At 33.9% G+C, this 23,852-nt stretch carries 23 protein-coding genes and 2 riboswitches; of the genes, 19 read left to right on the plus strand and 4 right to left on the minus strand.

Annotation, left to right across the window (positions count from 1 at the left end):
• The first annotated feature begins 461 nt into the window (after positions 1 to 461).
• The 3 genes from ACYUJ6_RS03720 to ACYUJ6_RS03730 are packed head-to-tail and all read left to right on the plus strand — an operon-like array spanning position 462 to position 4,825.
• Complete coding sequence (locus ACYUJ6_RS03720; RefSeq protein ID WP_461844517.1) at positions 462 to 1,823, plus strand: 2-isopropylmalate synthase; 1,362 nt, start codon at positions 462 to 464, stop codon at positions 1,821 to 1,823.
• 23 nt (positions 1,824 to 1,846) lie between these two features.
• Positions 1,847 to 3,787 (plus strand): aconitate hydratase, encoded by a 1,941-nt coding sequence (locus tag ACYUJ6_RS03725; RefSeq protein WP_461844518.1) that lies wholly within the window; start codon positions 1,847 to 1,849, stop codon positions 3,785 to 3,787.
• 27 nt (positions 3,788 to 3,814) lie between these two features.
• Positions 3,815 to 4,825, plus strand: a complete 1,011-nt coding sequence (locus ACYUJ6_RS03730; protein ID WP_461844519.1) for an isocitrate dehydrogenase (NAD(+)) — start codon at positions 3,815 to 3,817, stop codon at positions 4,823 to 4,825.
• Positions 4,826 to 4,911: 86 nt separating this feature from the next.
• Here ACYUJ6_RS03730 and ACYUJ6_RS03735 read toward each other — a convergent pair whose 3' ends face one another.
• Both ACYUJ6_RS03735 and ACYUJ6_RS03740 read right to left on the minus strand, forming a co-directional pair.
• Positions 4,912 to 6,195: an O-acetylhomoserine aminocarboxypropyltransferase/cysteine synthase family protein gene (locus tag ACYUJ6_RS03735; protein ID WP_461844520.1), complete on the minus strand. Its 1,284-nt coding sequence runs from the start codon at positions 6,193 to 6,195 to the stop codon at positions 4,912 to 4,914.
• Between the two features lie 12 nt (positions 6,196 to 6,207).
• Positions 6,208 to 6,336: a hypothetical protein gene (locus ACYUJ6_RS03740; protein ID WP_461844521.1), complete on the minus strand. Its 129-nt coding sequence runs from the start codon at positions 6,334 to 6,336 to the stop codon at positions 6,208 to 6,210.
• Positions 6,314 to 6,429, minus strand: a riboswitch (SAM riboswitch). Its footprint overlaps the gene before it by 23 nt.
• Before the next feature lie 142 nt (positions 6,430 to 6,571).
• Positions 6,572 to 6,674, plus strand: a riboswitch (SAM riboswitch).
• 396 nt (positions 6,675 to 7,070) lie between these two features.
• On the opposite strand from ACYUJ6_RS03740, the gene ACYUJ6_RS03745 reads away from it, so the two are divergent.
• From ACYUJ6_RS03745 to argH, 7 genes are all read left to right on the plus strand, one after another.
• Positions 7,071 to 9,485, plus strand: a complete 2,415-nt coding sequence (locus ACYUJ6_RS03745; protein WP_461844522.1) for a homocysteine S-methyltransferase family protein — start codon at positions 7,071 to 7,073, stop codon at positions 9,483 to 9,485.
• A gap of 108 nt (positions 9,486 to 9,593) precedes the next feature.
• Complete coding sequence (locus tag ACYUJ6_RS03750) at positions 9,594 to 10,283, plus strand: beta/alpha barrel domain-containing protein (RefSeq protein WP_461844523.1); 690 nt, start codon at positions 9,594 to 9,596, stop codon at positions 10,281 to 10,283.
• A 168-nt stretch (positions 10,284 to 10,451) separates the two neighbouring features.
• Positions 10,452 to 11,273, plus strand: coding sequence for an ABC transporter substrate-binding protein (locus tag ACYUJ6_RS03755; RefSeq protein WP_461844524.1), 822 nt, complete (start codon positions 10,452 to 10,454; stop codon positions 11,271 to 11,273).
• A 29-nt stretch (positions 11,274 to 11,302) separates the two neighbouring features.
• Positions 11,303 to 11,953, plus strand: coding sequence for an ectoine/hydroxyectoine ABC transporter permease subunit EhuC (gene ehuC, locus ACYUJ6_RS03760; RefSeq protein ID WP_461844525.1), 651 nt, complete (start codon positions 11,303 to 11,305; stop codon positions 11,951 to 11,953).
• A gap of 38 nt (positions 11,954 to 11,991) precedes the next feature.
• Positions 11,992 to 12,771: an amino acid ABC transporter ATP-binding protein gene (locus ACYUJ6_RS03765; RefSeq protein ID WP_461844526.1), complete on the plus strand. Its 780-nt coding sequence runs from the start codon at positions 11,992 to 11,994 to the stop codon at positions 12,769 to 12,771.
• A gap of 44 nt (positions 12,772 to 12,815) precedes the next feature.
• A complete protein-coding gene (locus tag ACYUJ6_RS03770; RefSeq protein WP_461844527.1) occupies positions 12,816 to 14,021 on the plus strand; it encodes an argininosuccinate synthase in 1,206 nt (401 codons plus the stop codon).
• Positions 14,022 to 14,023: 2 nt separating this feature from the next.
• Positions 14,024 to 15,340, plus strand: coding sequence for an argininosuccinate lyase (gene argH, locus ACYUJ6_RS03775; protein ID WP_461844528.1), 1,317 nt, complete (start codon positions 14,024 to 14,026; stop codon positions 15,338 to 15,340).
• Between the two features lie 51 nt (positions 15,341 to 15,391).
• Here argH and ACYUJ6_RS03780 read toward each other — a convergent pair whose 3' ends face one another.
• Positions 15,392 to 15,607, minus strand: coding sequence for a DUF378 domain-containing protein (locus ACYUJ6_RS03780; RefSeq protein ID WP_369702981.1), 216 nt, complete (start codon positions 15,605 to 15,607; stop codon positions 15,392 to 15,394).
• Between the two features lie 84 nt (positions 15,608 to 15,691).
• A complete protein-coding gene (locus ACYUJ6_RS03785; RefSeq protein WP_461844529.1) occupies positions 15,692 to 16,177 on the minus strand; it encodes an Lrp/AsnC ligand binding domain-containing protein in 486 nt (161 codons plus the stop codon).
• Between the two features lie 309 nt (positions 16,178 to 16,486).
• Between ACYUJ6_RS03785 and ACYUJ6_RS03790 the strand changes: the two genes are divergently transcribed.
• From ACYUJ6_RS03790 to ACYUJ6_RS03830, 9 genes are all read left to right on the plus strand, one after another.
• Entirely contained in the window at positions 16,487 to 17,458 is a 972-nt protein-coding gene (locus tag ACYUJ6_RS03790) for an asparagine synthetase A (RefSeq protein WP_461844530.1), read from the plus strand.
• 273 nt (positions 17,459 to 17,731) lie between these two features.
• Entirely contained in the window at positions 17,732 to 18,106 is a 375-nt protein-coding gene (locus ACYUJ6_RS03795) for a hypothetical protein (protein ID WP_461844531.1), read from the plus strand.
• A gap of 208 nt (positions 18,107 to 18,314) precedes the next feature.
• Complete coding sequence (locus ACYUJ6_RS03800) at positions 18,315 to 19,124, plus strand: methyltetrahydrofolate cobalamin methyltransferase (protein WP_461844532.1); 810 nt, start codon at positions 18,315 to 18,317, stop codon at positions 19,122 to 19,124.
• A 176-nt stretch (positions 19,125 to 19,300) separates the two neighbouring features.
• On the plus strand, positions 19,301 to 19,939 hold the full coding sequence (locus ACYUJ6_RS03805; protein WP_461845432.1) for a cobalamin B12-binding domain-containing protein: 639 nt from the start codon (positions 19,301 to 19,303) through the stop codon (positions 19,937 to 19,939).
• Position 19,940: 1 nt separating this feature from the next.
• The gene (locus ACYUJ6_RS03810; RefSeq protein WP_461844533.1) at positions 19,941 to 21,095 is read left to right on the plus strand and encodes a uroporphyrinogen decarboxylase family protein; all 1,155 of its coding nucleotides are present in this window, start codon (positions 19,941 to 19,943) and stop codon (positions 21,093 to 21,095) included.
• 12 nt (positions 21,096 to 21,107) lie between these two features.
• Entirely contained in the window at positions 21,108 to 21,251 is a 144-nt protein-coding gene (locus ACYUJ6_RS03815) for a hypothetical protein (protein ID WP_461844534.1), read from the plus strand.
• A gap of 424 nt (positions 21,252 to 21,675) precedes the next feature.
• Entirely contained in the window at positions 21,676 to 22,329 is a 654-nt protein-coding gene (locus ACYUJ6_RS03820) for a cobalamin B12-binding domain-containing protein (protein ID WP_461844535.1), read from the plus strand.
• A 16-nt stretch (positions 22,330 to 22,345) separates the two neighbouring features.
• The gene (locus ACYUJ6_RS03825) at positions 22,346 to 23,044 is read left to right on the plus strand and encodes a GntR family transcriptional regulator (protein ID WP_461844536.1); all 699 of its coding nucleotides are present in this window, start codon (positions 22,346 to 22,348) and stop codon (positions 23,042 to 23,044) included.
• Between the two features lie 38 nt (positions 23,045 to 23,082).
• A complete protein-coding gene (locus ACYUJ6_RS03830) occupies positions 23,083 to 23,793 on the plus strand; it encodes a DUF1638 domain-containing protein (protein WP_461845433.1) in 711 nt (236 codons plus the stop codon).
• The last annotated feature ends 59 nt before the right edge of the window (positions 23,794 to 23,852 follow it).

Here is a 23,852-nt window from a genome sequence, read left to right on the forward strand (position 1 = left end):
TTCCTCCTTACAAAATTTTATTTATGAGTTCTAAATATTAACGTATCTATTATATCATATTCAATTATCATATATATACTGAATAAGCAATTTGACTTTATAGTGTAAATATTTACATATAAGGTGTAAAATCATATTTTCAAGCATCATAATAATAACAAAGTCAAATATAAAGCCAATGCATATAATAAAAAATCCTATTTAATGGATTAATTGCATATAATGAAGGATTTAATTCAACTATTGCAGCAATAGGAAATATTTATTTGCTAACAACAAATGAAAGTGTTACAATATAAATATATTTATTTTTAAATAGGCTGAATAAACTGTGATTATTAAATAGAACTTTAAAATAATCTATCAAGATAGAAATTACATATGAAATAATTGAATGGAAATAATTCAAAAGTCCATTTAAAATTATAGATCCAATATTTTAAACCAGGGAGATGATTTAGATGAAAAAACGCCCCACAAATTATAAATTAAATAATGTTTCCAATCCCAATCTTTATAAGGATATATTTCCTTATGATGAAATCCCAAAAATAAATTTTGATAAAATACAATTACCCATGGATTTACCGGAGGAAATATACATTACAGATACTACCTTTAGAGATGGACAACAATCAATGCCGCCTTATACCACTAAACAGATAATAAAAATTTTTGATTATCTTCACCAGTTGGACAATGATTCTGGTATAATAAAACAAACGGAATTTTTTTTATATGCTGAAAAGGATAGAAAAGCTGCTCAGATATGTATGGAAAGAGGTTATAAGTTTCCTGAAGTTACTTCATGGATAAGGGCTAATAAGGAAGACTTCAAATTGGTGAAAGAAATGGGAATAAGGGAAACCGGAATGCTTATGTCCTGTTCGGATTACCATATATTCAAGAAGCTTAACATGACCAGACAGGAAGCTATGGATATGTATTTGGATGTGGTAACGGAAGTCTTAAACAATGGGATTCACCCCAGATGCCATTTAGAGGATATTACAAGAGCTGATTTTTATGGATTTGTAGTACCTTTTGTAAATAAATTAATGGAATTGTCAAATCAGGCAAATATTCCTGTAAAGATAAGAGTTTGTGATACTTTGGGATTAGGAGTATCTTACAGTGGTGTGGAGCTTCCAAGAAGTGTTCAGAAACTTATATATGGTCTTAGAAATATTTGTGGAGTACCCTCTAATTGTATAGAATGGCATGGTCATAATGATTTTTATAATGTAGTAAATAATTCTACAACAGCTTGGTTATATGGAGCAGATTCAGTTAATACTTCATTTTTAGGAATCGGAGAAAGAACAGGTAACTGTCCTCTGGAGGCAATGGTATTTGAATATGCCCAGTTAAAAGGAAACACCAAGAACATGAATCTTCATGTCATAACAGAATTGACGGAATATTTTAAGAGAGAAATAAAATATAATGTTCCTACAAGAACTCCTTTTGTGGGAAAAGAATTTAATGCAACTAGAGCGGGAATACATGCAGATGGAATACTAAAGGACGAAGAAATCTATAATGCCTTTGATACAAATAAGATTTTGGGTAAACCAATTGTTATAGCTGTAAATCAGTATTCAGGACATGCTGGAATTGCAGCCTGGATCAATACTTACTATAGATTAAAAGATGATGAAAAAGTTGATAAGAAGGATAAGAGAATTAATGAAATAAAATTATGGGTGGATGAACAGTATAAGATTGGAAGGACTACCATCATAGGAAATAATGAGTTGGAATTACTGGTGAGCAAGTTAATTCCAGAAGTTACGAAAAAAAAAGAAGAAAGAGCTAGTTAGGCAGGAAAATTATAGGTACGGAAATGGAGGATAGAGATTTGGGATTGAATGTAGCACAAAAAATAATAAAAAGCCATATGGTTAAAGGTGAAATGATACCAGGAAAAGAAATAGCAATAAGAATAGATAGGACTCTAACTCAGGATTCTACTGGAACCATGGCTTATCTTCAATTTGAAACACTTGGAATAGATAAGGTTAAAACAAAAAGATCCGTGGCTTATGTAGATCATAATATATTACAATCTGGACCTGAAAATGCAGATGATCACCTTTATATTCAAACTGTAGCCAAAAAGCATGGAATATATTTTTCAAGACCGGGAAATGGAATATGCCATCAGGTAAACCTAGAAAGATTCGGGGTTCCAGGAGATACTCTCCTGGGATCTGACAGCCATACTCCTACAGGTGGAGGAATCGGTATGCTTGCCATTGGTGCAGGTGGATTGGATGTGGCAGTAGCTATGGGGGGAAAAGAATATTATATAAATATGCCCCGTATATTTAAAGTTAACTTGAAAGGAAAATTGAACTCATGGGTCAGCGCAAAAGATATAATTTTGGAAATGCTGAAGAGGCTTACAGTTAAAGGTGGAGTGGGGAGAATTTTTGAGTATACAGGAGAGGGGGTTAAAACACTGTCCGTACCTGAAAGATCTACTATAACAAATATGGGAGCGGAACTGGGTGCTACCACATCCATATTTCCCAGTGATGATGTAGTACATGAATTTTTGAAGGCTCAGGGAAGAGAGAAAGATTTTTCTTATATTCAACCAGATGAGGATGCACTTTATGATGATGAAATGGAAATAGATTTATCTCTGCTTGAACCCATGGTAGCATGTCCACATAGTCCTGACAAAGTTGTTTCTGTTTCAGAACTGGAAGGTGTAAAAGTAAATCAGGTGTGTATAGGAAGCTGTACTAATTCTTCTTATATGGATATGATGAAGGTGGCGAATATTCTAAAGGGGAAAATTGTAGATGAAAATGTATCACTTACTATATCTCCAGGATCAAGGCAGGTTTTAACCATGCTATCTAAAAATGGATCATTGGCGCTTATGATAGAAGCAGGTGCCAGAATACTTGAAAGTGCCTGTGGACCCTGCATAGGCATGGGGCAGTCTCCAGCTACCAATGCTGTGTCTATTAGAACCTTTAATAGAAATTTTGAGGGAAGATCAGGTACAAAATCCGCTAAAATATATTTGGCAAGTCCTGAAATTGCAGCAGCTTCTGCACTGACGGGGTATATTACGGATCCCAGGAAATTAGGAACACCTTCAGAAATAGAAATGCCCTCTAAATTTTTAGTAGATGATAATATGATAATAAAATCTGAAATTGCACAAAAAAAGATTCAGGTAGTAAGAGGCCCTAATATAAAACCTTTTCCTAAGGCAAAACCTCTGGCAGATATTGTGGAAGGAAGGGCACTCACAAAGGTTGGGGATAATATAACAACGGATCATATAATGCCTTCTAATTCAAAGCTTTTGCCTTATAGATCCAACATACATTATTTATCCGATTACTGCTTGATTCCCTGTGATGAGGATTTTCCCAGGAAGGCAAGGGAAAACTCCGGAGGATTTATAATAGCGGGAGATAACTATGGACAAGGTTCTAGCAGAGAACATGCAGCACTTGTTCCGCTTTATTTAGGTATAAAGGCGGTATTTGCCAAGTCATTTGCAAGAATTCACAGGGAGAATCTTATAAACAATGGAATATTGCCCTTGGTATTTGAAAATCCTGAAGATTATGAAGGCATAGAAATCATGGATGAATTGAAAATGGAAAATATGTTAAAACAAGTTGAGAACAATATAATTGTTGTAAAAAATAAAACAAAAGGTGAAGAGTATAATATGTTATTTGATGCTACTCTTAGACAGAGAAATATGATAAAATATGGTGGGCTATTAAATTGGGTAAAGAAAGATACTGAATAAAAATTCAAAAGATTTGAGGTAAATTTTATGAAGCACAGAGTAACTCTTATTCCAGGAGACGGGATAGGGCCAGAAGTCAGTGAAGCGGCAAGAAAAGTTGTAAATGCCAGTGGAGTAGATATAGATTGGGTGGTAGTGGAGGCTGGATCAGCATTTATAAATAAATATGGAACCCCTCTTCCGGACACAGTTATTGAAAGTATAAAAGAAAATAAAGTGGCGTTAAAAGGGCCCATAACCACACCGGTGGGAAAAGGGTTCAGAAGTGTAAATGTAACTTTGAGAAAGAGTTTAAACCTATATGCCAATGTTAGACCGATAAAAAGTTATGCAGGGGTAAAATCCAGATATGAAAATGTTGATTTGGTTATATTTAGGGAAAACACAGAGGATCTTTATGCTGGAATAGAGCATATGATAAATGATGAAATAGCAGAGAGCATAAAAGTAATATCTAAAAATGCCAGCAGAAAAATAGTGAAGGCAGCTTTTGAATATGCAGTTAACAATGGGAGAAAGAAAGTCACTGCCGTGCATAAGGCAAATATAATGAAATTGTCGGATGGACTTTTTTTAAGAACTGCAAAGGAAGTGGCAAAGGATTATAATAGTATAGAATTTGAAAATGTAATAGTAGATGCAATGAGTATGAAGCTGGTATTGAATCCTGAGAAATATGATGTACTTGTAATGCCTAATTTATATGGAGACATATTATCGGATATGGCTTCTGGACTGGTAGGTGGACTGGGATTGGTTCCCGGAGCCAATATAGGAGAAGAAGCGGCGATTTTTGAGCCGGCTCACGGTTCGGCACCGGATATTGCAGGAAAGAATAAGGCAAATCCTACAGCTATTATTTTATCATCAGCTATGATGCTGAAATATCTGGATGAAAGAAAAGCGGCAGATAGAATTGAGAGGTCAGTTGAAATTGTATTAAATGAAGGAAAGCATTTTACTCCTGATTTAGGCGGAAATTCAACTACAGATGAATTCACACAGGCCATAATTTCAAAATTGAAATATATTATATAGAAAAACCCACCAGCTTTACAAACTGGTGGGTATATAAATTTTGGGAGAAAAACTTATATCATGATAAAAACTTATTTCATATAATATTAAGCTTTGGCAAGAGCTTGATCTAAATCGTATATGATATCATCAATATTTTCCACACCTATTGAAAGTCTTATAAGATCCGGAGTTACTCCAGCAGCCTTTTGCTGTTCTTCATTTAACTCTGCATGTGTTGTACTTGCAGGGTGGATTACAAGTGATTTTGCATCTGCCACATTTGCAAGCAGTGAGAACAATTTAACACTGTTTATAAATTTCTTTCCAGCCTCAAGTCCACCTTTTATTCCAAAGGTAAATATGGAACCTGCTCCTTTTGGAAGGTATTTTTTAGCCAGTTCTCTGTATGGACTCCCTTCTAGTTCAGGATAGTTTATCCATGAAACTTTCGGATGCTTGCTTAAGAATTCAACTACTTTTCTTGTATTTTCCACATGCCTTTCTACTCTAAGTGAAAGTGATTCCAATCCCAATAGAAAGTAAAATGCACTCTGTGGGCTCAATGTTGCTCCTGTATTTCTCAAAAGCTGTACTCTGGCTTTTATAGCAAAGGCTACAGGACCTTGATCTGCATATACCAATCCGTTATAACTCTCGTCAGGTGTGGTGAAATCAGGGAATTTACCGCTGGCTCTCCAGTCAAATTTTCCTCCGTCTACTATAATTCCACCTATTGTAGTTCCATGCCCGCCTATAAATTTAGTTGCAGAATGGACAACTACATCTGCTCCGTATTCTATAGGTCTTACAAGGTATGGCGTTCCAAAAGTATTATCTATAATAAGAGGTATTTTATTTTCATGAGCTATGTTTGCCACAGCTTCTATATCCAAAACATTTATCCTTGGATTTCCTATGGTTTCAGCATAAACTGCCTTTGTTTTACCTGTAATTGCTTTTCTGATATTTTCAGGATCATCAGGATCTACGAATGTTACATCAATTCCCAACTTCTTTAAAGTTACTGAAAATAATTCATATGTGCCACCATAAAGTGTGCTGGCGGAAACTATATTATCTCCTGCACTTGCTACGTTTAATATAGAATATAATATTGCTGCAAGCCCTGACGCAGTAGCAAGTCCGGCACTGCCTCCCTCAAGAGCTGCCACCCTCTGCTCAAACACATCTTCTGTAGGATTCATTATTCTTGCATAAACATTTCCTGGCTTTTTAAGCTGGAAAAAGTCAGCAGCTTCATCTGCATCTTTAAAAACAAAGGACGTTGTTTGATAAATTGGCACTGCCCTTGCTCCTGTAGTTGGATCAGGTACCTGACCTGCATGTACCTGTAATGTCTCAAAACTTAATTTTCTTTCTTCACTCATTTTTACTCCTCCTCATATTTCTTTTGATATATTAAATATTCTGGACGAAACTTCTATATAATTTGGCAAAATAAAAAGTCTTCTTGCAGGTGAGATACAAGAAGACTTTTCTTCATGCTCCTCATCTTTCAGGTTATACATATACACCTGCTGGAATTAGCACCGTTGAATGAAAATGATCATTCAGGTTGCCGGGCATCATAGGGCCAGTCCCTCAGCCGCTCTGGATAAGAAGTTCCGTATTCGATTGAGAAAATGATAACAGATAACAGAGTGACTTGTCAATAGAAAAATGAAAAAAATTTAAAATCATGAATAAAAAAATAAAATTACAGAAATATTGACAATTTCTATTTAAAGTATTAATATTAAAATATTCTTATCAAGAGAGATGGAGGGACAGGCCCTATGAAATCCGACAACCGGCAATTATGTATCGGTGTCAATTCCTGCAGAATAAAAGCTCTAATTGTTGAATAGAAAAATTTTTTTCTGGACATTAAAGCTTGTTGTCTGTAATATAGATGCTTTGTACTATTATTTTGGAAAATTTTAGCATTGAGGTGAATATGTTGCAGAGTGAATTCTGAAAGATAAGAAAAGATTAACTTTTTATGAAATTGAAAGTTGCTTTTCTTGTGAAAGGCAGCTTTTTTATATATTTTTATAAAAGTACAACTGATTAAGCAGTATCAGAATGTACTGAAAAAAATTTGTATATATATTAATTTATATATATTATATAAAGAGAGATAAATTAAATTCAAATCTAAAAATATATAATAGAGAGCTTAAATCAGCTAATGTTTATACAATTTTAACAGCTGCTGAAATATAGTGATAATGTAAATTGTATTTGAGAAAGGGTGAAATAAATGAGTTTTAAAAGTTTGTTAAATAAGTTTGATAAAAAATTTATTTTTTTTGATGGAGCTATGGGGACAATGCTTCAAAAATATGGACTTCAAGTGGGTCAGCTGCCAGAAGTGTTTAATGTGACAAATCCTGAAGCAATAAAAAAAATACATAGACAATATCTAGAAGCAGGGTCGCATATTATAACAGCCAATACTTTTGGAGCCAATGAACTTAAATACAATTTTTCCAGTTATACTATAAAAGATGTTATTACAGCTGGAGTAAAAATTGCAAAGGAGGAAGCTGGAGATAAATTGGTAGCTCTTGATATAGGACCTACTGGACAAATTATGGAACCTACAGGAAGCTTGAGCTTTCAGAGTGCATATAATTTGTTTAAAAAACAAGTCATTATAGGTGAAAAAGCCGGAGCGGATATAATTTTAATAGAAACTATGTCTGATTTATATGAGGCAAAAGCAGCTGTTCTTGCAGCAAAGGAAAACAGCTCCCTGCCGATATTTTGTACAATGACCTTTCAAAAGGATGGCAGAACACTTATGGGAACAGATCCTAAAACCATGGTGTTTACGCTTGAAGCTTTAGGAGTGGATGCTCTTGGAGTAAACTGTTCACTGGGTCCAGCAGAACTTCAAGGTATTGTAGATGAAATATTAAAATATGCATCTATACCTGTCATGGTACAGCCTAATGCAGGTTTGCCCAGATATGACGGAAAAAATACAATTTATGATATAACCCCTGAAGAGTTTTCAAAAAATATACTGATTATGGCTAAAAAAGGGGTCAGGATTTTGGGGGGATGCTGTGGTACAAATCCGGAATTTATAAAGACAATTATAGGCCAGCTGAAGGATGTACTTCCTAGGGAAGTGGAGAAAAAAAATTATACTGCAGTTTGTTCATCTACTGATACTGTTTTTCTGGGAAATGAAATAAGAATTATTGGAGAGAGGATAAATCCTACAGGTCAGGAGGCCTATAAAAAAGAATTAAGAGAGGGTAAGGTCAATTATATAAAGAAAGAAGCCATAGCTCAAAAGAGCGAAGGAGCTCATATATTGGGGCTAAATGTAGGGCTTCCTGAAATTGATGAAATTAAGATGATGGAAAAGGCAGTAAAGGCAGTACAACAGGCGGTACAATTGCCTGTTGATATAGATAGTCCTAATTCAAGGGTTTTAGAAGCTGGAGCCAGGATATATAATGGAAAGCCTATAATAAATTCGGTTAATGGAAGAAAAAAATCAATGGAAGAGGTATTTCCCATAGTGAAAAAATATGGGGGATGTGTGGTAGCACTTACTATAGATGAAGAAGGAATACCGGATAGTGCAGAAGGCAGGGTTAAAATTGCGGAAAAGATAATTAAAACTGCGGCCTGCTATGGAATTAGTAAAAAAGATATAATAGTTGACTGTCTTACACTCACTGCATCTGCACAACAAAAAGAAGTTATGGAAACCATAAAAGCTGTAAAACTTGTGAAAGAAAAATTTGGAGTAAAAACTATTCTGGGAGTAAGCAATATATCCTATGGACTTCCCAGAAGGTGTATATTAAATAGAACTTTTCTTGCACTGGCACTTAATGCAGGTCTTGATCTGCCTATAATAAATACACAGGATCAAGGCGTGAAGGATATTATATCAGCTTTTGAGGTTTTAACAAATATAGACTGGGATGGGAAAAATTACATAACAAAATATAGAGATAAATCCAGGAGTGAAAGGGCGAAATGGGGAGATAATATTCTACCTGAAGTGGGAAAAAAAGATAAAAATAATGAAAAAAAATTAAATACTGCAATTATTGAGGGAATGGAAGACCAGGCTGTGGAAATAACATCCCTGCTATTAAAAAGTGAAAAGGAAGAGGACATAGTTAATTTTTATATAATCCCTGCCTTGGATGAAGTAGGCAGGCAGTATGAAGAGGGAGATATATTTCTGCCCCAGCTTATACAATCTGCAGAGGCTGTTAAAAGGTCCTTTGAAATAATAAAGAAAAACATATTAAAAAATGGTGAAAAAAATATAGAAAAGGGAAAAATAGCACTGGCTACAGTAAAGGGAGATATACATGATATAGGAAAAAATATAGTCAAGGTTCTTTTGGAGAATTATGGATTTGAAGTCATAGATTTGGGCAGGGATGTGGATATGGATAAAATAGTAGATGCAGTAAGAAAAAATAATATAAAATTACTTGGATTAAGTGCGCTTATGACAACTACTGTAATCAACATGAAAAAAACCATAGATGCTGTACGGGAAAATAAACTGACCTGTAAAATCATGGTAGGCGGGGCAGTATTAAATCAAAATTATGCAGATATGATAGGGGCGGATTATTATGCAAAGGACGCCAGAGAAGCTGTTAAAATAGCAGAAAAGATATTTTCTGATTGAAAAGATATGTATTAAATTGAGGCTTCCAAAAATTTTTATAGAATATTCCCTCAAATTAATGTAAAATATATGTAAGAAAAATAATAAACTGGTTTGAGGAGATAAAAGATGAGCGAGAAAATTATTAATGAAAAAATTGTAAAGTATGTACCGGAAATAAGAGGAACACTTAGAGATCATATGATAAATCTCCCTGTTGTAATGAGAGAAGCTAGTGGAATAAAGGTTTTTGGCAAAAGAATAAAATCCTTGGCATTTACTACTGATATAGCGGTTATAAAAAATATAAATGCAGATGCAATTTTAGCGGTATATCCATTTACACCACAATCAGTTATAACGGAGGCATTGGTTACTGCTTCTGATGTACCTATATTTTGCGGTGTAGGAGGAGGACTTACTATGGGGAAGAGGGTTATAAACCTGGCCTTGAATGCTGAATTTACTGGAGCAATGGGGGTAGTGGTGAACAGCCCTACATCCAATGAAATCATAGGAGCTGTGAGAGATGCCATTGATATTCCAATTATAGTTACGGTGGTGTCGGAAAGAGATGATATCGAGAAGAGAATAGAAGCGGGAGCTTCAATATTAAATGTGTCTGCAGGTAAAAATAGTGCAGATTTAGTGAGAAAAATAAGAAAAGAGTATAGTGAATTTCCCATAATAGCTACAGGCGGGAAAAATGAAGAGAGTATTAGAGATACTATACGGGCAGGTGCCAATGCCATTTCATATACACCACCTTCAACTGCGGAATTATTTAAGGAAACAATGGAACGATATAGAAAGGCTTGATAAAGGTTGCATTTATATTAAAAAAATATTATTTTAATATAAATGCAACTTTTAAGTTGTCTAAAAAAAATAAAAAAAGTATTGCATAATTATAATAATATATGTATAATTATTATATGCTTAACCTAAGGAGTTAAAGTATTAATTATTTGAAAAGAGGAGAGAGAAATGAAGAAATTAAAAAAATTGATGGTTATAGCCTTGGCAACTATTTGCACAGTGGTTTTATTTGCAGGATGCGGAAGCAGCAGCACTGGAGGAAATGGACAAGACGCACAAAATACTTTGGAAAAAGTAAAAAAGGCAGGCGTTTTAAAGGTAGGCCTAGAGGACTCATTTCCACCAATGGAATTTAGGGATAATCAAAATGTGCTTAAAGGTTTTGATATAGATATGGCAAATGCCATAGCAAAAAAGTTGGGGGTAAAAACTCAATTTGTAGGTACTGAATTTAATGGAATAGTTTTGGCACTTAAATCTGGAAAGTTTGATGTTATAATATCGGGAATGAGTATAACGGATGATAGAAAAAAGCAGATAGATTTTTCAAAGCCATATGTGCAGGACGCACAAATTATAGTTACCAAAGCCGGAAATGATTCTATTAAAACTTCTAAAGATTTAGACGGTAAAAGAGTAGGAGTAGCTCTTGGTACTACCAGTGAAAATGTAGTTAAAGAATTTAAAAGCATAAAAGAAGTTAAAAAATATGATAAAACTACCGAAGAACTCCAAGATCTGCTGATAGGAAGGCTTGATGCAGTTATAGTAGACGAGCCAGTTGGAAGATATTATATATCTGCTGCTGATAAAAAGGGGAAATATACTGTACTCAGTGAAGAGCTTACTAAAGAGCCTATGGGAATAGGGTTTAAAAAGGGAGATAAGGAATTGGAAGCTGCAGTACAAAAAGCAGTAGATGAACTTCAGAAAGATGGAACTATGTCTAAAATTTCTGTGAAGTGGTTTGGAAAAGACATATATAAATAATATATGTAAAAAGGAAGTGGGTATGAACAGTGAATATAGGATTTATTAAGGACATATTACCTATTTTACTTAAAGGTAGTGTAATGACAGTGGAACTTACTGTAATTACTTTAATATTGGGAACTCTCCTTGGAATATTTTTGGCTCTTTTAAAACTGTCTAAAAGTATTATATTAAAGTCATTATCAGGTTTTTATACATGGATATTTAGAGGTACACCTCTACTATTGCAATTATTTTTCTTTTACTATGGATTACCTTTTATAGGAATAGAGCTTACACCTTTTACAGCTGCAATATTAGGGCTGGGATTGAATTGCGGAGCTTATATGGCAGAGATAATAAGAGGAGGAATTCAATCTATAAATAAAGGACAATTTGAAGCTGCAAAAGCGCTGGGATTTAGTTATGGCGAAACTATGAGAAAGATCATATTGCCTCAAACCTGGAAAATAATAATACCACCTGTTGGAAATGAGTTTATATCTATATTAAAAGATACTTCGCTGGTGTCGACTATAGCAATGGTTGAACTCATGAGATCAGCTCAGCAGATATATGCCAGCAGCTTTGATCCCATATCGGTATTTCTTACAGCAGCAGTTCTATATCTTATAATGACCACTGTATTCACCACTGTATTTGGAATATTTGAGCGAAGGTTGGCCATTTACAGTTAATTGGTATAACATTTGAATTCAATTTGGAGGTGTAACCTATGGAAAATGCAATTTTGGATAATAACACAGTTTCGGATAAAAATAAATATATGATAGAAGCTTCACATTTAACTAAAAGCTTTAGCGGTTTAACGGTTTTTAAGGATCTCAGCATAAAAGTTAAAAAAGGTGAGGTTTTAGTGGTAATAGGGGCTTCTGGTTCAGGAAAGAGCACCCTTTTAAGATGTTTAAATCATCTGGAAGAATTGGATAATGGAACTGTGGTTATAGAAGGAGATAAATTAAATCCTAAAGATAAGAAAATGTTGAGAAAAATAACTACAAAGATGGGAATGGTCTTTCAAAACTTTAATCTGTTTCCTCATATGACGGCTATTGAAAATGTTATGGAGGCACCACTGGTAGTTAAAAAAGAAAAAAGATCTCAAGTAAAGGAGAAAGCTAAAAAACTTTTAGCTAAAGTTGGATTAAAGGACAAAGAAGACTTTTATCCTTCAAAACTTTCAGGAGGACAGCAGCAGAGAGTGGCTATTGCGAGAGCTCTTGCAATGAATCCTGATATAATGCTATTTGATGAACCTACATCTGCATTGGATCCAGAGCTTGTAGGAGAAGTTTTAAATGTAATGAAGGATTTGGCAAAGGATGGAATGACCATGATAGTTGTAACTCATGAGATGGGTTTTGCAAAAGAAGTGGCTGACAGGGTGATATTTATGGATGGAGGGAAGATATTAGAGCAGGGTACTCCGGAAGAATTATTTTCTCATCCAAAGGAAATGAGAACTAAGGCATTTTTAGATAAAGTTATCAAGTAAGTTATAATAAAAATTTAATATATTATATATTGGAGGTCAAGTTCATGAAAGATAAAGTAGTATTGGCATATTCAGGAGGATTAGATACATCCATTATTATTCCCTGGTTAAAAGAAAATTATGATTTGGAAGTTATTGCAGCTTGTATAAATGTAGGACAAGATGATGATATGGAAGCAGTGAGAAAAAAGGCCATTAACACAGGAGCTTCCAAAGTATATATTGATGATTTGAAAGAAGAATTTGTAAAAGAGTATCTTTTTAAGGCTGTAAAGGCCAATATAGTGTATGAAAATGCATATTTGCTTGGAACATCGCTTGCAAGACCTCTCATGGCAAAGAGACTTGTGGAGATAGCACATAAAGAAGGGGCTAAATATATATCTCATGGCTGTACTGGTAAAGGAAATGACCAGGTACGTTTTGAAGTGGGAGTGGCAAGTTTTGATCCAGCAATAAAGATAATAGCACCTTGGAGAATATGGGATATAAAATCAAGAGAAGATGCTATAGATTATGCAAATTCCAAGGGAGTAGAAGTAGCTGCAACTAAAGAAAAAATATATTCAAACGACAAAAACATATGGCATGTGAGTCATGAGGGCGGAGATCTGGAAGATCCAAGGAATGAGCATAAAACAAGTATGTATTTTATGACTGATACACCTGAAAAGGCAAAGGATGAAGACACATATATAGAGCTTGATTTTGAACAGGGAGAACCTAAAAAATTAAATGGTAAGGAATTAGATCCTGTTGAAATGATGGAACAGCTTAATAAAATAGGCGGAGAAAATGGAATAGGAATAGTGGATATGGTAGAGAACAGGTTAGTTGGGATGAAATCCAGAGGAGTATATGAAACTCCAGGTGGAACTATATTGTATGCTGCCCACACTGCTCTTGAAAGACTGACTATAGACAAAGATACTTTTCATTATAAACAGTTAGTATCGCAAAAATATGGAGAACTTGTATATGACGGACTTTGGTTTGGAAGCTTGAGGAAGGCATTGGATGCTTTTGTTGAAGCTACTCAGGAAAATGTAACTGGAACAGTGAAATTAAAATTATACAAGGGAAATATAATGACAACATCAATAGATGCCAAGTATCCTCTATTTAATGAAAGTATATCTTCTTTTGGAGCCAGTGACTTTTATGATCAAAAGGATGCAGATGGATTTATCAAGTTATTCAGCCTTCCATATAAAATTAAGGCTGCAGTAAATAAAGAGAAGGAAAATTAATCATGAAGCTTTGGGGTGGAAGATTCAAAAAGTCTGAAAGCAAGATTATGGAGGATTTTAATAGTTCTCTGGGCTTTGATAATCGTCTTTATAAAGAAGATATAGAAGGAAGCATGGCCCATGTGAAGATGCTTTCTAAATGCAATATTTTATCCGAAAAAGAAGGAAAAGATATATTAGAAGGATTAAAATCCATATTGGAGGATATAGAAAGCGGAAGCCTGAAAGTAGAGGGTGACTATGAAGATATACACAGTTTTGTGGAGATAAACTTGTTAAATAGGATAGGACAGGTAGCAAAAAAATTGCATACTGCCAGAAGCAGAAATGATCAAGTGGCAGTGGATCTTAGATTATATGTTAAAAGGGAAGCACTGGAAGTTGTTCAGAGTATAGAAACACTTCAAAATACTATAAAAGATCTAGGTGAACTAAATAATGTGATAATGCCTGGATATACGCATCTTCAGAGAGCTCAGGTAATAACTTTTAAACATTATATAATGGCATATTATTCTATGCTTTCAAGGGATAGGACCAGAATTTTAAACGCTGTTGAAATTATGGATGAGAGTCCTCTCGGATGTTGTGCACTGGCAGGAACAACTTATAATATAGATAGATATTTTACTGCTAAAGAGCTGGGGTTTAGAAAGCCAGTAGATAATTTTTTAGACGGGGTAAGTGATAGAGATTATGTTATAGAAGTGCTATCAGATTTTTCCATAATAATTATGCACTTAAGCCGTCTCAGTGAAGAACTTATATTGTGGAGCAGTAAAGAGTTTGATTTTGTACAAATAGATGATGAATTTTCCACAGGAAGCAGCATAATGCCTCAGAAAAAGAATCCCGACGCTGCTGAACTCATAAGAGGCAAAACTGGGAGAGTATACGGATCACTGATGTCACTGCTTACCACCATGAAGGGCATTCCTCTTGCCTATAATAAGGATATGCAGGAAGATAAAGAACAGTTTTTTAACTCCTTAGATACTATATTAAGCTGTTTGAAAGTGATGAATGGTATACTCTCCACATTAAAAATCAAAAAACACAATACTCTTAATGCTGTTAAAAAAGGTTTTTTAAATGCTACAGAAGCAGCAGATTATTTGGTGGGTAAAGGCATGGCCTTTAGGGATGCTCATAAAGTTATTGGTGAAATTGTACTATACTGTGAGGATAAGAATAAATCCATTGAAGATCTTCCGTTAGATGAACTGAAAAATTTCAGCACCTTATTTTCTGAAGATATATATGAATTTATAGATTATAAAAATACGTTAAACAGAGGAATTAAAAAAAATCTTAAATAAGATGTATTTAAAGTGGAAAGTTGATTTAAAATGCTTTCCACTTTTCGGCATCTAAACTTCTTTTGTGTCTCTGTTCTCCGTTTCTTTTCCAAAAAACGTAAGAGCATATAATCCTCCCAAGCCTACTAGTGCATAAAGTATTCTCGTAAAGGAAGACATAGTACCAAATAGTGATGCTATAAGATCATATCTAAAAAATCCAATCAGGCCCCAATTAAGAGCACCTACTACAACCAGTATCAGTGAAATAATATCTAGCGTCCTCATATTCACATCTCCTTTCTATTTTATATAAATATTATTTGCCAATTTCATAAAATTTATAAGGTAAAATAGAAAGAAGGTGAAAAATTAATTTCCGTTGTTTAATATATCTATATTTATACTTCTATCTACAGGTTGAAATAAGGATATTATGGTATCAGTTCTCTGTATTCCGTCAACAGATTGAATTTTGTTCATGAGCAGATTCTGCAAATCCGTTATATTTTTGCATATTACTTTTATAAAAATAGAGTAAACTCCAGTAGTATAGTGAATTTCCACAATTTCCTTTATATTTTCCAATTGTTCAAGTGTACTTTTGAATGATTTGGCCTTATCTAAATAAATACCAATAAAACCACATACATCATAGCCAATTTTGGAGTTATCTATTAAAAGTTTAGTACCTTTTATTATATTCATATCCTGCATTTTTTTCATTCTAACATGTATAGTTCCGCCGCTTACATGGCAGTTCCTAGCAATTTCTAGAAAAGGAGTTCTAGAATCCTTTAAAAGGATATCAAGAATTTGAAGGTCTAAATCATCTAAACCAGAAACTTTTAAACTCAATTGAATTCCTCCTTTGCAATTTATTTGTATTTCATAGAATCTTAATTATTATATTTTTGATTTTCACTTCCTTCATATAACATTATACCAGAAATTTTTATTAAATTAATAATTCAAAACGTTATCATTGCTTAATAATTTATGAATTATTAAGCAATGGTATGTCTAAGTATGTAATCAATAATAAAGCATAAAATTTATTATTGATATTGCAATATATATAAAAAAGTATTATTATATTGTTAATGAAAAGTAGAGAATAGTAAATGAGTATTAAATTTACATAAAACATTGAGGGGGATCGTATATATGAAAACATATGTATTGAAAGATGAGAGAAAAAGGGAATTAGAGGTTTTAGATAAAACATTAGAGAAAATAGGGAGAAAAGAGCTGCCTTATATACTTCGCGTACAGCAAGCTATATTGAAGGCAGTGGATGAATATATGTATAAAAAAGAAATAACTAGAATAATGCCGATTATGATAGCTCCTATTACGGATACCTTAAATCATGGTGTGGAAAAATGTGAGATAAAATATGAAGGGCAAAAATTTGATATAACAAAATCAATGATATTTCATAAACAAATAATGTTGTCCAGCCCTTATCTTGATAAAATATATATAGTGTCTCCAAATGTGAGACTTGAGCAAGAAGAAGAGGGAGACAAGAGGCATTTGTTTGAATTTACACAAATTGACCTTGAATTCAAAAATGCAGATATGGATGATATATTCAAATTTGAAGAAGGACTTATGAAATATGTGTTTGACTATGTAAAAAAAGAATGTGCAGATGAATTTAAAGCCTTGGGTATTGGAACTTCACATCTTGACATAAATACACCATTTAAAAGATACACTACTCAGGAGCTTAAGGCAAAATATGGGGACGATTTTGAAGAAATTGCTTCAAAAAAGGCAACTCAGCCATTCTGGCTCATCAACCATAAAAGAGAGTTTTATGATGCTGAAGATTTGGAGAATCCCGGCACATATAGAAACTATGATTTGATATGGCCGAGAGGATATATAGAAGGTCTAAGCGGAGGAGAAAGAGAGTACAAGTATGACAGAATACTGACTAGAATGAGAGAGCTTGATGTAGACGAAGGTGCTTTTAGGAATTACATTCAGCTTGCAAAGGAGGGGAAACTTCCCAAGACTGCAGGAGCTGGTTTTGGAGTTGAGAGAATGACCAGATTTGTATGTCAGCAAAAAGAAATTGATGATGTTACTGTATTTACAAGAAAACCAGGGCAAACTTATTTATTTTAATAAAATGCTTTTTAAGCACAGTGATTTTCAAGTACAGTGAAAAGTTAATAGTATATAGTATGGGCTGGGGCTGTTGCACTAAGTAATTAATGTGACAGCTTTTTTATGTGTAATAAAGTGGATAAGATAAGTTAAGAGTGAAAATCCACCATAACTCTTAATTCTCAGCCTTTAACTCTTAACTTTATTTATTATATTATCAAAGGGTATTGATATAAATTGTAAAGTATATGATAATATAAAAGACAGATAAATTTAAGGGAGGGTAATAAAATGCCTTTGTGGTTAAGTGTAATATTACAAATACTGTTTATTGCAGTGATATTTTTAGTAGTATATAATTTTCTGAAGTCTCACGTACTGTATAAATTTCATCCCAATAAATGGCTGATTCTCATATTATCTATAGCATCTTTTATTTTACCATCAGCTATAGCTGCTTATTTTAAATATAATTTGAATGGAACCGTATGGCAGTATGTATCTTCTGCTGCATTCTTGATTTTATTTTTATGGTTTATAGATTTGAAAAGCGGGGCTATATACAGTATGGGGAAAAAGGCTGAGAAAAATATAAAAATAAGACCTAAGGCCAAACCAAACAGGGCGAACCATAAAAAAAGCAGTAACAAGAGAAATAAAAAGTAATTTTACATATAATTTAATAATTCTGATAAAAAAATCATCATTTCATAGGGTGATTTTTTTATATTCCATTTATAGTATTCTGAACGTTTGAAATATTTTTGTGTAATCGTTGACAAACTGCAGGCATATGTATATAATAAAATTAACATATAAATAACTGGTATATACAAGTACTTATTTATTGAAAACATAGAACGGAGGTTTTTAAATGATTATCATTGGAGAAAAGATCAATGGAACAATTCCAAGTGTGAAGAAAGCTATAGAAAACAGAGATGAAGAATTTATCAGAAATAGGGCAGTTAAACAGGCTGAAGCCGGGGCAGATTATATTGATGTATGTGCAGGTACTGCTCCTGAAGCAGAACTTGAAACATTGAAGTGGATTATGGATATTGTTCAAGATGCTGCAGATAAACCTCTATCTATAGACAGCCCTAATCCCAGGACCATTGAAGCTGCTTTTAAATATGCTAAAAGGCCTGGAATAATAAATTCTGTGTCAAAAGAGGGTGATAAATGCAGTATTATATATCCTATGATTAAAGGTACGGAGTGGCAGGTAATTGCACTTACCTGTAATAATAAGGGCATTCCATCTGATGTGAAAACCAAGGTGAATATAGCCAGAGATTTAGTGGAAGAGGCTCAGAAATATGATATAAAACCAGAAAGAATTCACATAGACCCGCTGGTTATGGCTCTTGCTACAGAAAATACTTCTCTGCTTGATTTTATTGAAGCTATGAAATCCATAAAATCTATATATTCTACTATTAAAATTACATCAGGTTTAAGTAACATTTCATTTGGAATGCCGCTGAGAAAATTTGTAAACCAAAATTTCTTGACCATTGCCACTTTTATGGGCATGGATTCTGCCATTATGGATCCCTGCAACAGAGAAATTATGACCACACTTTTTGCAACTGAGGCACTTATGGGAAAAGATAAATACTGCAGGAAATTCTCAAATGCCTATAGGAAAAATAAAATTGGACCATTAAGGGAGAAATAAGTACTTTAAAATATTTTTGATATGTTTAAGTGAGAGGAACCTTTTTAGAAGTATACCAATATCAAAGTTCAGAGTTCAGAATATTTCAGGTTTGGTGGATTTTTCATATCATTCGAAAATTCTCATTAAGTAATATTTGGTCTTTGTACTTTGAACTTTAAAATATAGGGGGTTAGATTATGGATTATAAATTGTTAACACAGGCAGTAGGGGATTTGGATGAAGACAAAGTCTTTGAGATATTGAAAGAATTTGTGAATTCAAATCCGGAGGAGAAAGAGGCTCAGAAAGTTGTAAGTGCATGTCAGGAGGGTATGGGAATAGTAGGTGATCTGTTTGACAAGGGTGAATACTTTGTAGGAGATTTGATTTTTGCAGGAGAACTTCTTACCAATGCCATTGACATATTAAAGCCTGTTATAGGATCCGGAAGCTCCAAGAAAGTGGGAAGTATTGTCTTGGGTACAGTACAGGGAGATCTTCATGATATAGGTAAAAATATATTCAAGAGCATGGCAGAAGCAGCAGGATTTGAAGTTCATGATATAGGCATAGATCAGCCCGCATCATCCTTTATAGATAAAATAAAGGAAGTTAAGCCACAGGTTGTGGGAATGAGCGGAGTGCTTACCCTTGCCATTGACTCTATGAAGAATATAGTGGATGAATTTGAAAAGCAAAATGTAAGGGATAAGGTAAAGATAATAATTGGAGGCAACCCTGTTACGAAGGAAGCCTGTGAACATGTTAGAGCTGATGCCTTCACCACGAATGCTGCAGAAGGCGTAAAAATTTGTCAAAGGTGGGTGAGTTAATATGTCAGATGTAAAAGCTTTGTCAAAGGAGAGGACTCAATTATTTAAAGATTTATTTGATGGAAAGGTTCCCAAGAGAGTACCAATCAATGTAAGTTTTCCTCTTGAATTCTGCATACAGTATGCAGGTGGGGATTTAGCAAAAGCACAATGGGACACTTCCATGCTTGAAGAAATATTTGAAAAAGTATGTGAAAATTTTATTTCTGATGTACTTCCTGCACAGGCCATTAGGTTTCCCTCATACTATAGAATTTTAGGGGCTAGAAATTTTGTAATGAGTTCCAGTGGTTTTTTACAGCATCCGGAAATTAGCGGACTGGAGGCGGAGGAATACGATGAATTCATTGAATCACCCTATAATTGTATTATGGAAAAAATACTGCCTAGGATTTATACTGAGTTAAATACCAGTCCAGTTCAAAGATCTCTTGTAATGGCCAAGGCATTTAAGGCATTTTATGATGAATTTACAAATGCGGGGGTACTTTGTGGAAAGCTGACTGAAAAATATGGTTATTCTTCTATAGGAAATTTTACTGGATTTATCGAAGCACCTTTTGATTTTGTAGCAGATCAGTTGAGGGGATTTAAAGGCATTACTGGAGATATAAGAAGACGTGCCGATAAAGTAGCAGCAGCTTGTGAAGCTGTAACTCCGATAATGGTAAAGGCAGGAATATCTGTAGCTCCTTCAAAATATGGCGGCACTTTTATTCCACTGCATATGGCACCATATATTCGTACTAAAGATTTTGAAAAATTGTATTGGCCGAGTTTTAAAAAGGAAATTGAACAGTTGGCAGCAGCCGGCCAGCCCTCATTGCTGTTTGTTGAAAATGATTGGACACGTTATGTGGATTACCTGTATGAATTACCTGAAAACACCAGAATGTGGTTTGAATATGGAGACCCTAAGCTTATGAAAGAAAAGTTAGGAAAAAAACATATTCTTACAGGCTTTTATCCTATTTCCATATTGAAAACGGGAACAAAGGAGCAGTGCATAGATAAAGCCAGGGAACTTATAGATATTCTTGCACCAGGTGGAAAATATATGTTTGGTTTTGATAAGGCTATTATAACTACAGACAGCGTTAAAATTGAAAATCTACAGGCAGTATTGGAATATGTAGCTGAAAATACTGATTATTAGGAGGGATTTGCTATGAAAACAGAATATTATAAGACGTGGGAAGAATATAAAACAGAACATCCTGAAATTGATGAAAAGCTTGAAGGGAAAATGGCTCCTAAGATGCAGCAGTATGAAGAAATGATGTTTATATTTGTTGTTAATTTATTGATGTAGTATATCAAAGCATATATATTATTAAATTAAAAGCTGCAATTTCAACTTCTAATAGGAAAATTGCAGCTTTTAATTGTATTATATACATTAGTTTTTACATAAAAAGGGGGAAAATAATGTGGTAAAACAAAATACATATTTCAGATGGCTTCAATTTTCTCACCTCTTGTAGTTGGCTGGGCCGTTGATATAACTGCTGTATTCAGAGTTTGCCGATGGACACCTGCAGCAGCTCCTGTTGTTGGATTACTGTTTTTTGTTTATGATAAATGAAAGAGAGAGGGTCAAGGTAATTAATAAAGATATTAAAAGTTAACCACATAATGATATAAGAAGGCTGACAAGCCGTGATATTAGATATATAATAAAGGAAATAAAGAATTAAATGGTTTACTTCTGATATTATGTATTTATGGAGGATAAAATGGATAACCTCAGTGAATTGAAAAAATCAATTATGAAATATGTAGAACAATTGGATGAAGAAAAAGTAATAAACTTGGCCAGTGAAGCCCTGGATAAGGGCATGGATCCTATAATCCTGCTGGAAACTGTCAATACAGGTATGGAGAAAGTCGGGAAATTATACGAAAACAAGGATTACTTTATAGCGGATTTAATACTTTCAGGACTTATTTTTAGAAGAATTTTGGAATTGGATAAAATGAAACAACACTTTCTTCAAAATAAAGATAAAGGTGTAGGAAAAGTAATTCTGGGAACGGTAAAAGGGGATATTCATGACATTGGAAAAGATATTTTTAAAGGTATGCTGGAAGCCAGTGGATTTGAAGTAATCGATTTGGGAGTAGATGTGCCAAAAGAAGAATTTGTGAAGGCAGTTGAGGAAAACAAACCTGATATTGTAGCTATGAGTGCCGCACTTACAAATACCATAGAAACAATGAGAGATGTGGTAAGGGCTTTTTTAAAAGCTGGGATAAGAGATAAAGTTAAGGTTATCGCAGGTGCTAATCATATGAATGCAGATATAAGTAAGTATATTGGAGCAGATGATTTTTCCAATGATGCTTCTACTGGGACTAAAATATGTTTGAAATGGATGCAGGAAGAATAGTAAGGAGTAGCAGATGATGAAGAGTCCAATATATGTTAGAATTGTTGAGGATATACGAAATGAAATTAGCAGCGGCGGGCTGAATCCAGGCGATGCTTTGCCTTCTGAAACGTCTTTGTGTAGTGAATATGACACCAGCCGAATGACAGTGAGGAAGGGACTTTCTATTTTATCAAATGAGGGCTATATATATTCCATTCCCGGGAAGGGTTATTTTGTAAAAAAACCGGATTACAATAAGTATATTTTTGTCTATGATGAAATGAGCAATTTAATTAACGATGTGGATAGAACAAAGCTTTTATCTGTGGATATCATACTTCCTGATGAAAAATTGGCCAGCAGCCTCCAGATCAGCGAGAATAAAAAGGTTGTTATGATCCGAAGATTATTTTATACTGAGGGAGAACCTATGGCTTATGATATAAAATATCTTTTGTATAAAAGAGGGGTACCTATTGTAGAGAATGAAATTGAAAGTGCAACTTTTCCGGAAATGATATCCGATAGAACTTCTCTCTATGATTTAAATAAGGAACTTATAATATATGCAAAGGTTCCGGAAGAAAAAACAAAGAAGCTGCTTCATATACATGACGAAATTGCTCTGCTTGTAGTAGAACAAAAATTATACGATATTGAAGATAAACCTATTGGACTTGGGATAACCTATTTTCGTGGAGATTATATAAAATTGCATGGAGTTAGTAAATAATAGTGAAAATACAGGTAAAAGGGGGATGAGAGTTGAAAATGAATACTCTGATTGTAGCTTGTCGTACTATTGAGGATGAATTAAAAAAAGTAATGAATGAAGTCAAATGTAATTATCCCGTATTGTGGATAGAGTCTGGTCTTCATCTGCAGCCTGATTCTTTAAAGGAGTGTTTGCAACACGAATTAAACCATATATCAAATGTAGATCAAGTTATTTTGGCTTTTGGATATTGCGGAAATTCCATAATTGGACTTAAACCTCCAACTTACCGTATGGTGTTTCCAAGGGTAGATGATTGCATTACTTTGCTTTTAGGATCCAGCAAAAGACGTAATGAATTGGCTGGCGGCAGTGGAACTTATTTTTTAACTAAAGGATGGCTGGAATCTGAAAGAAATATATGGGTTGAATATCAGGATGCGGTGAAGCGTTATGGAAAGAAAAAAGCAGAAAAAATTTACAGTATAATGTTTAAACATTATAATAGATTGGGCGTTATAAAAACTGGAGCCTATGAACTTGAAAATTATTTGGAAAAAACAAAAAAAATAGCAGAAGAATTGAAATTACAATATGAAGTTTTGCCTGGAACACTTGAATATATTAAAAAACTTTTGACAGGTCCCTGGAATGACAAGGAGTTTGTAATTATGAATCCAGGTGAAACGGTTACAATGGAACGTATTTATGATACAGATGAACAGCCTTTAAATAAGGATCAGTGTATAATCAATAATAAAATATAAACAGTTGACAGTGTATATGCTGTCAACTATTTGTTATGTGTTATGAGTTAACCGATTCA

The sequence above is a fragment of the Clostridium sp. JNZ X4-2 genome (assembly GCF_054889485.1).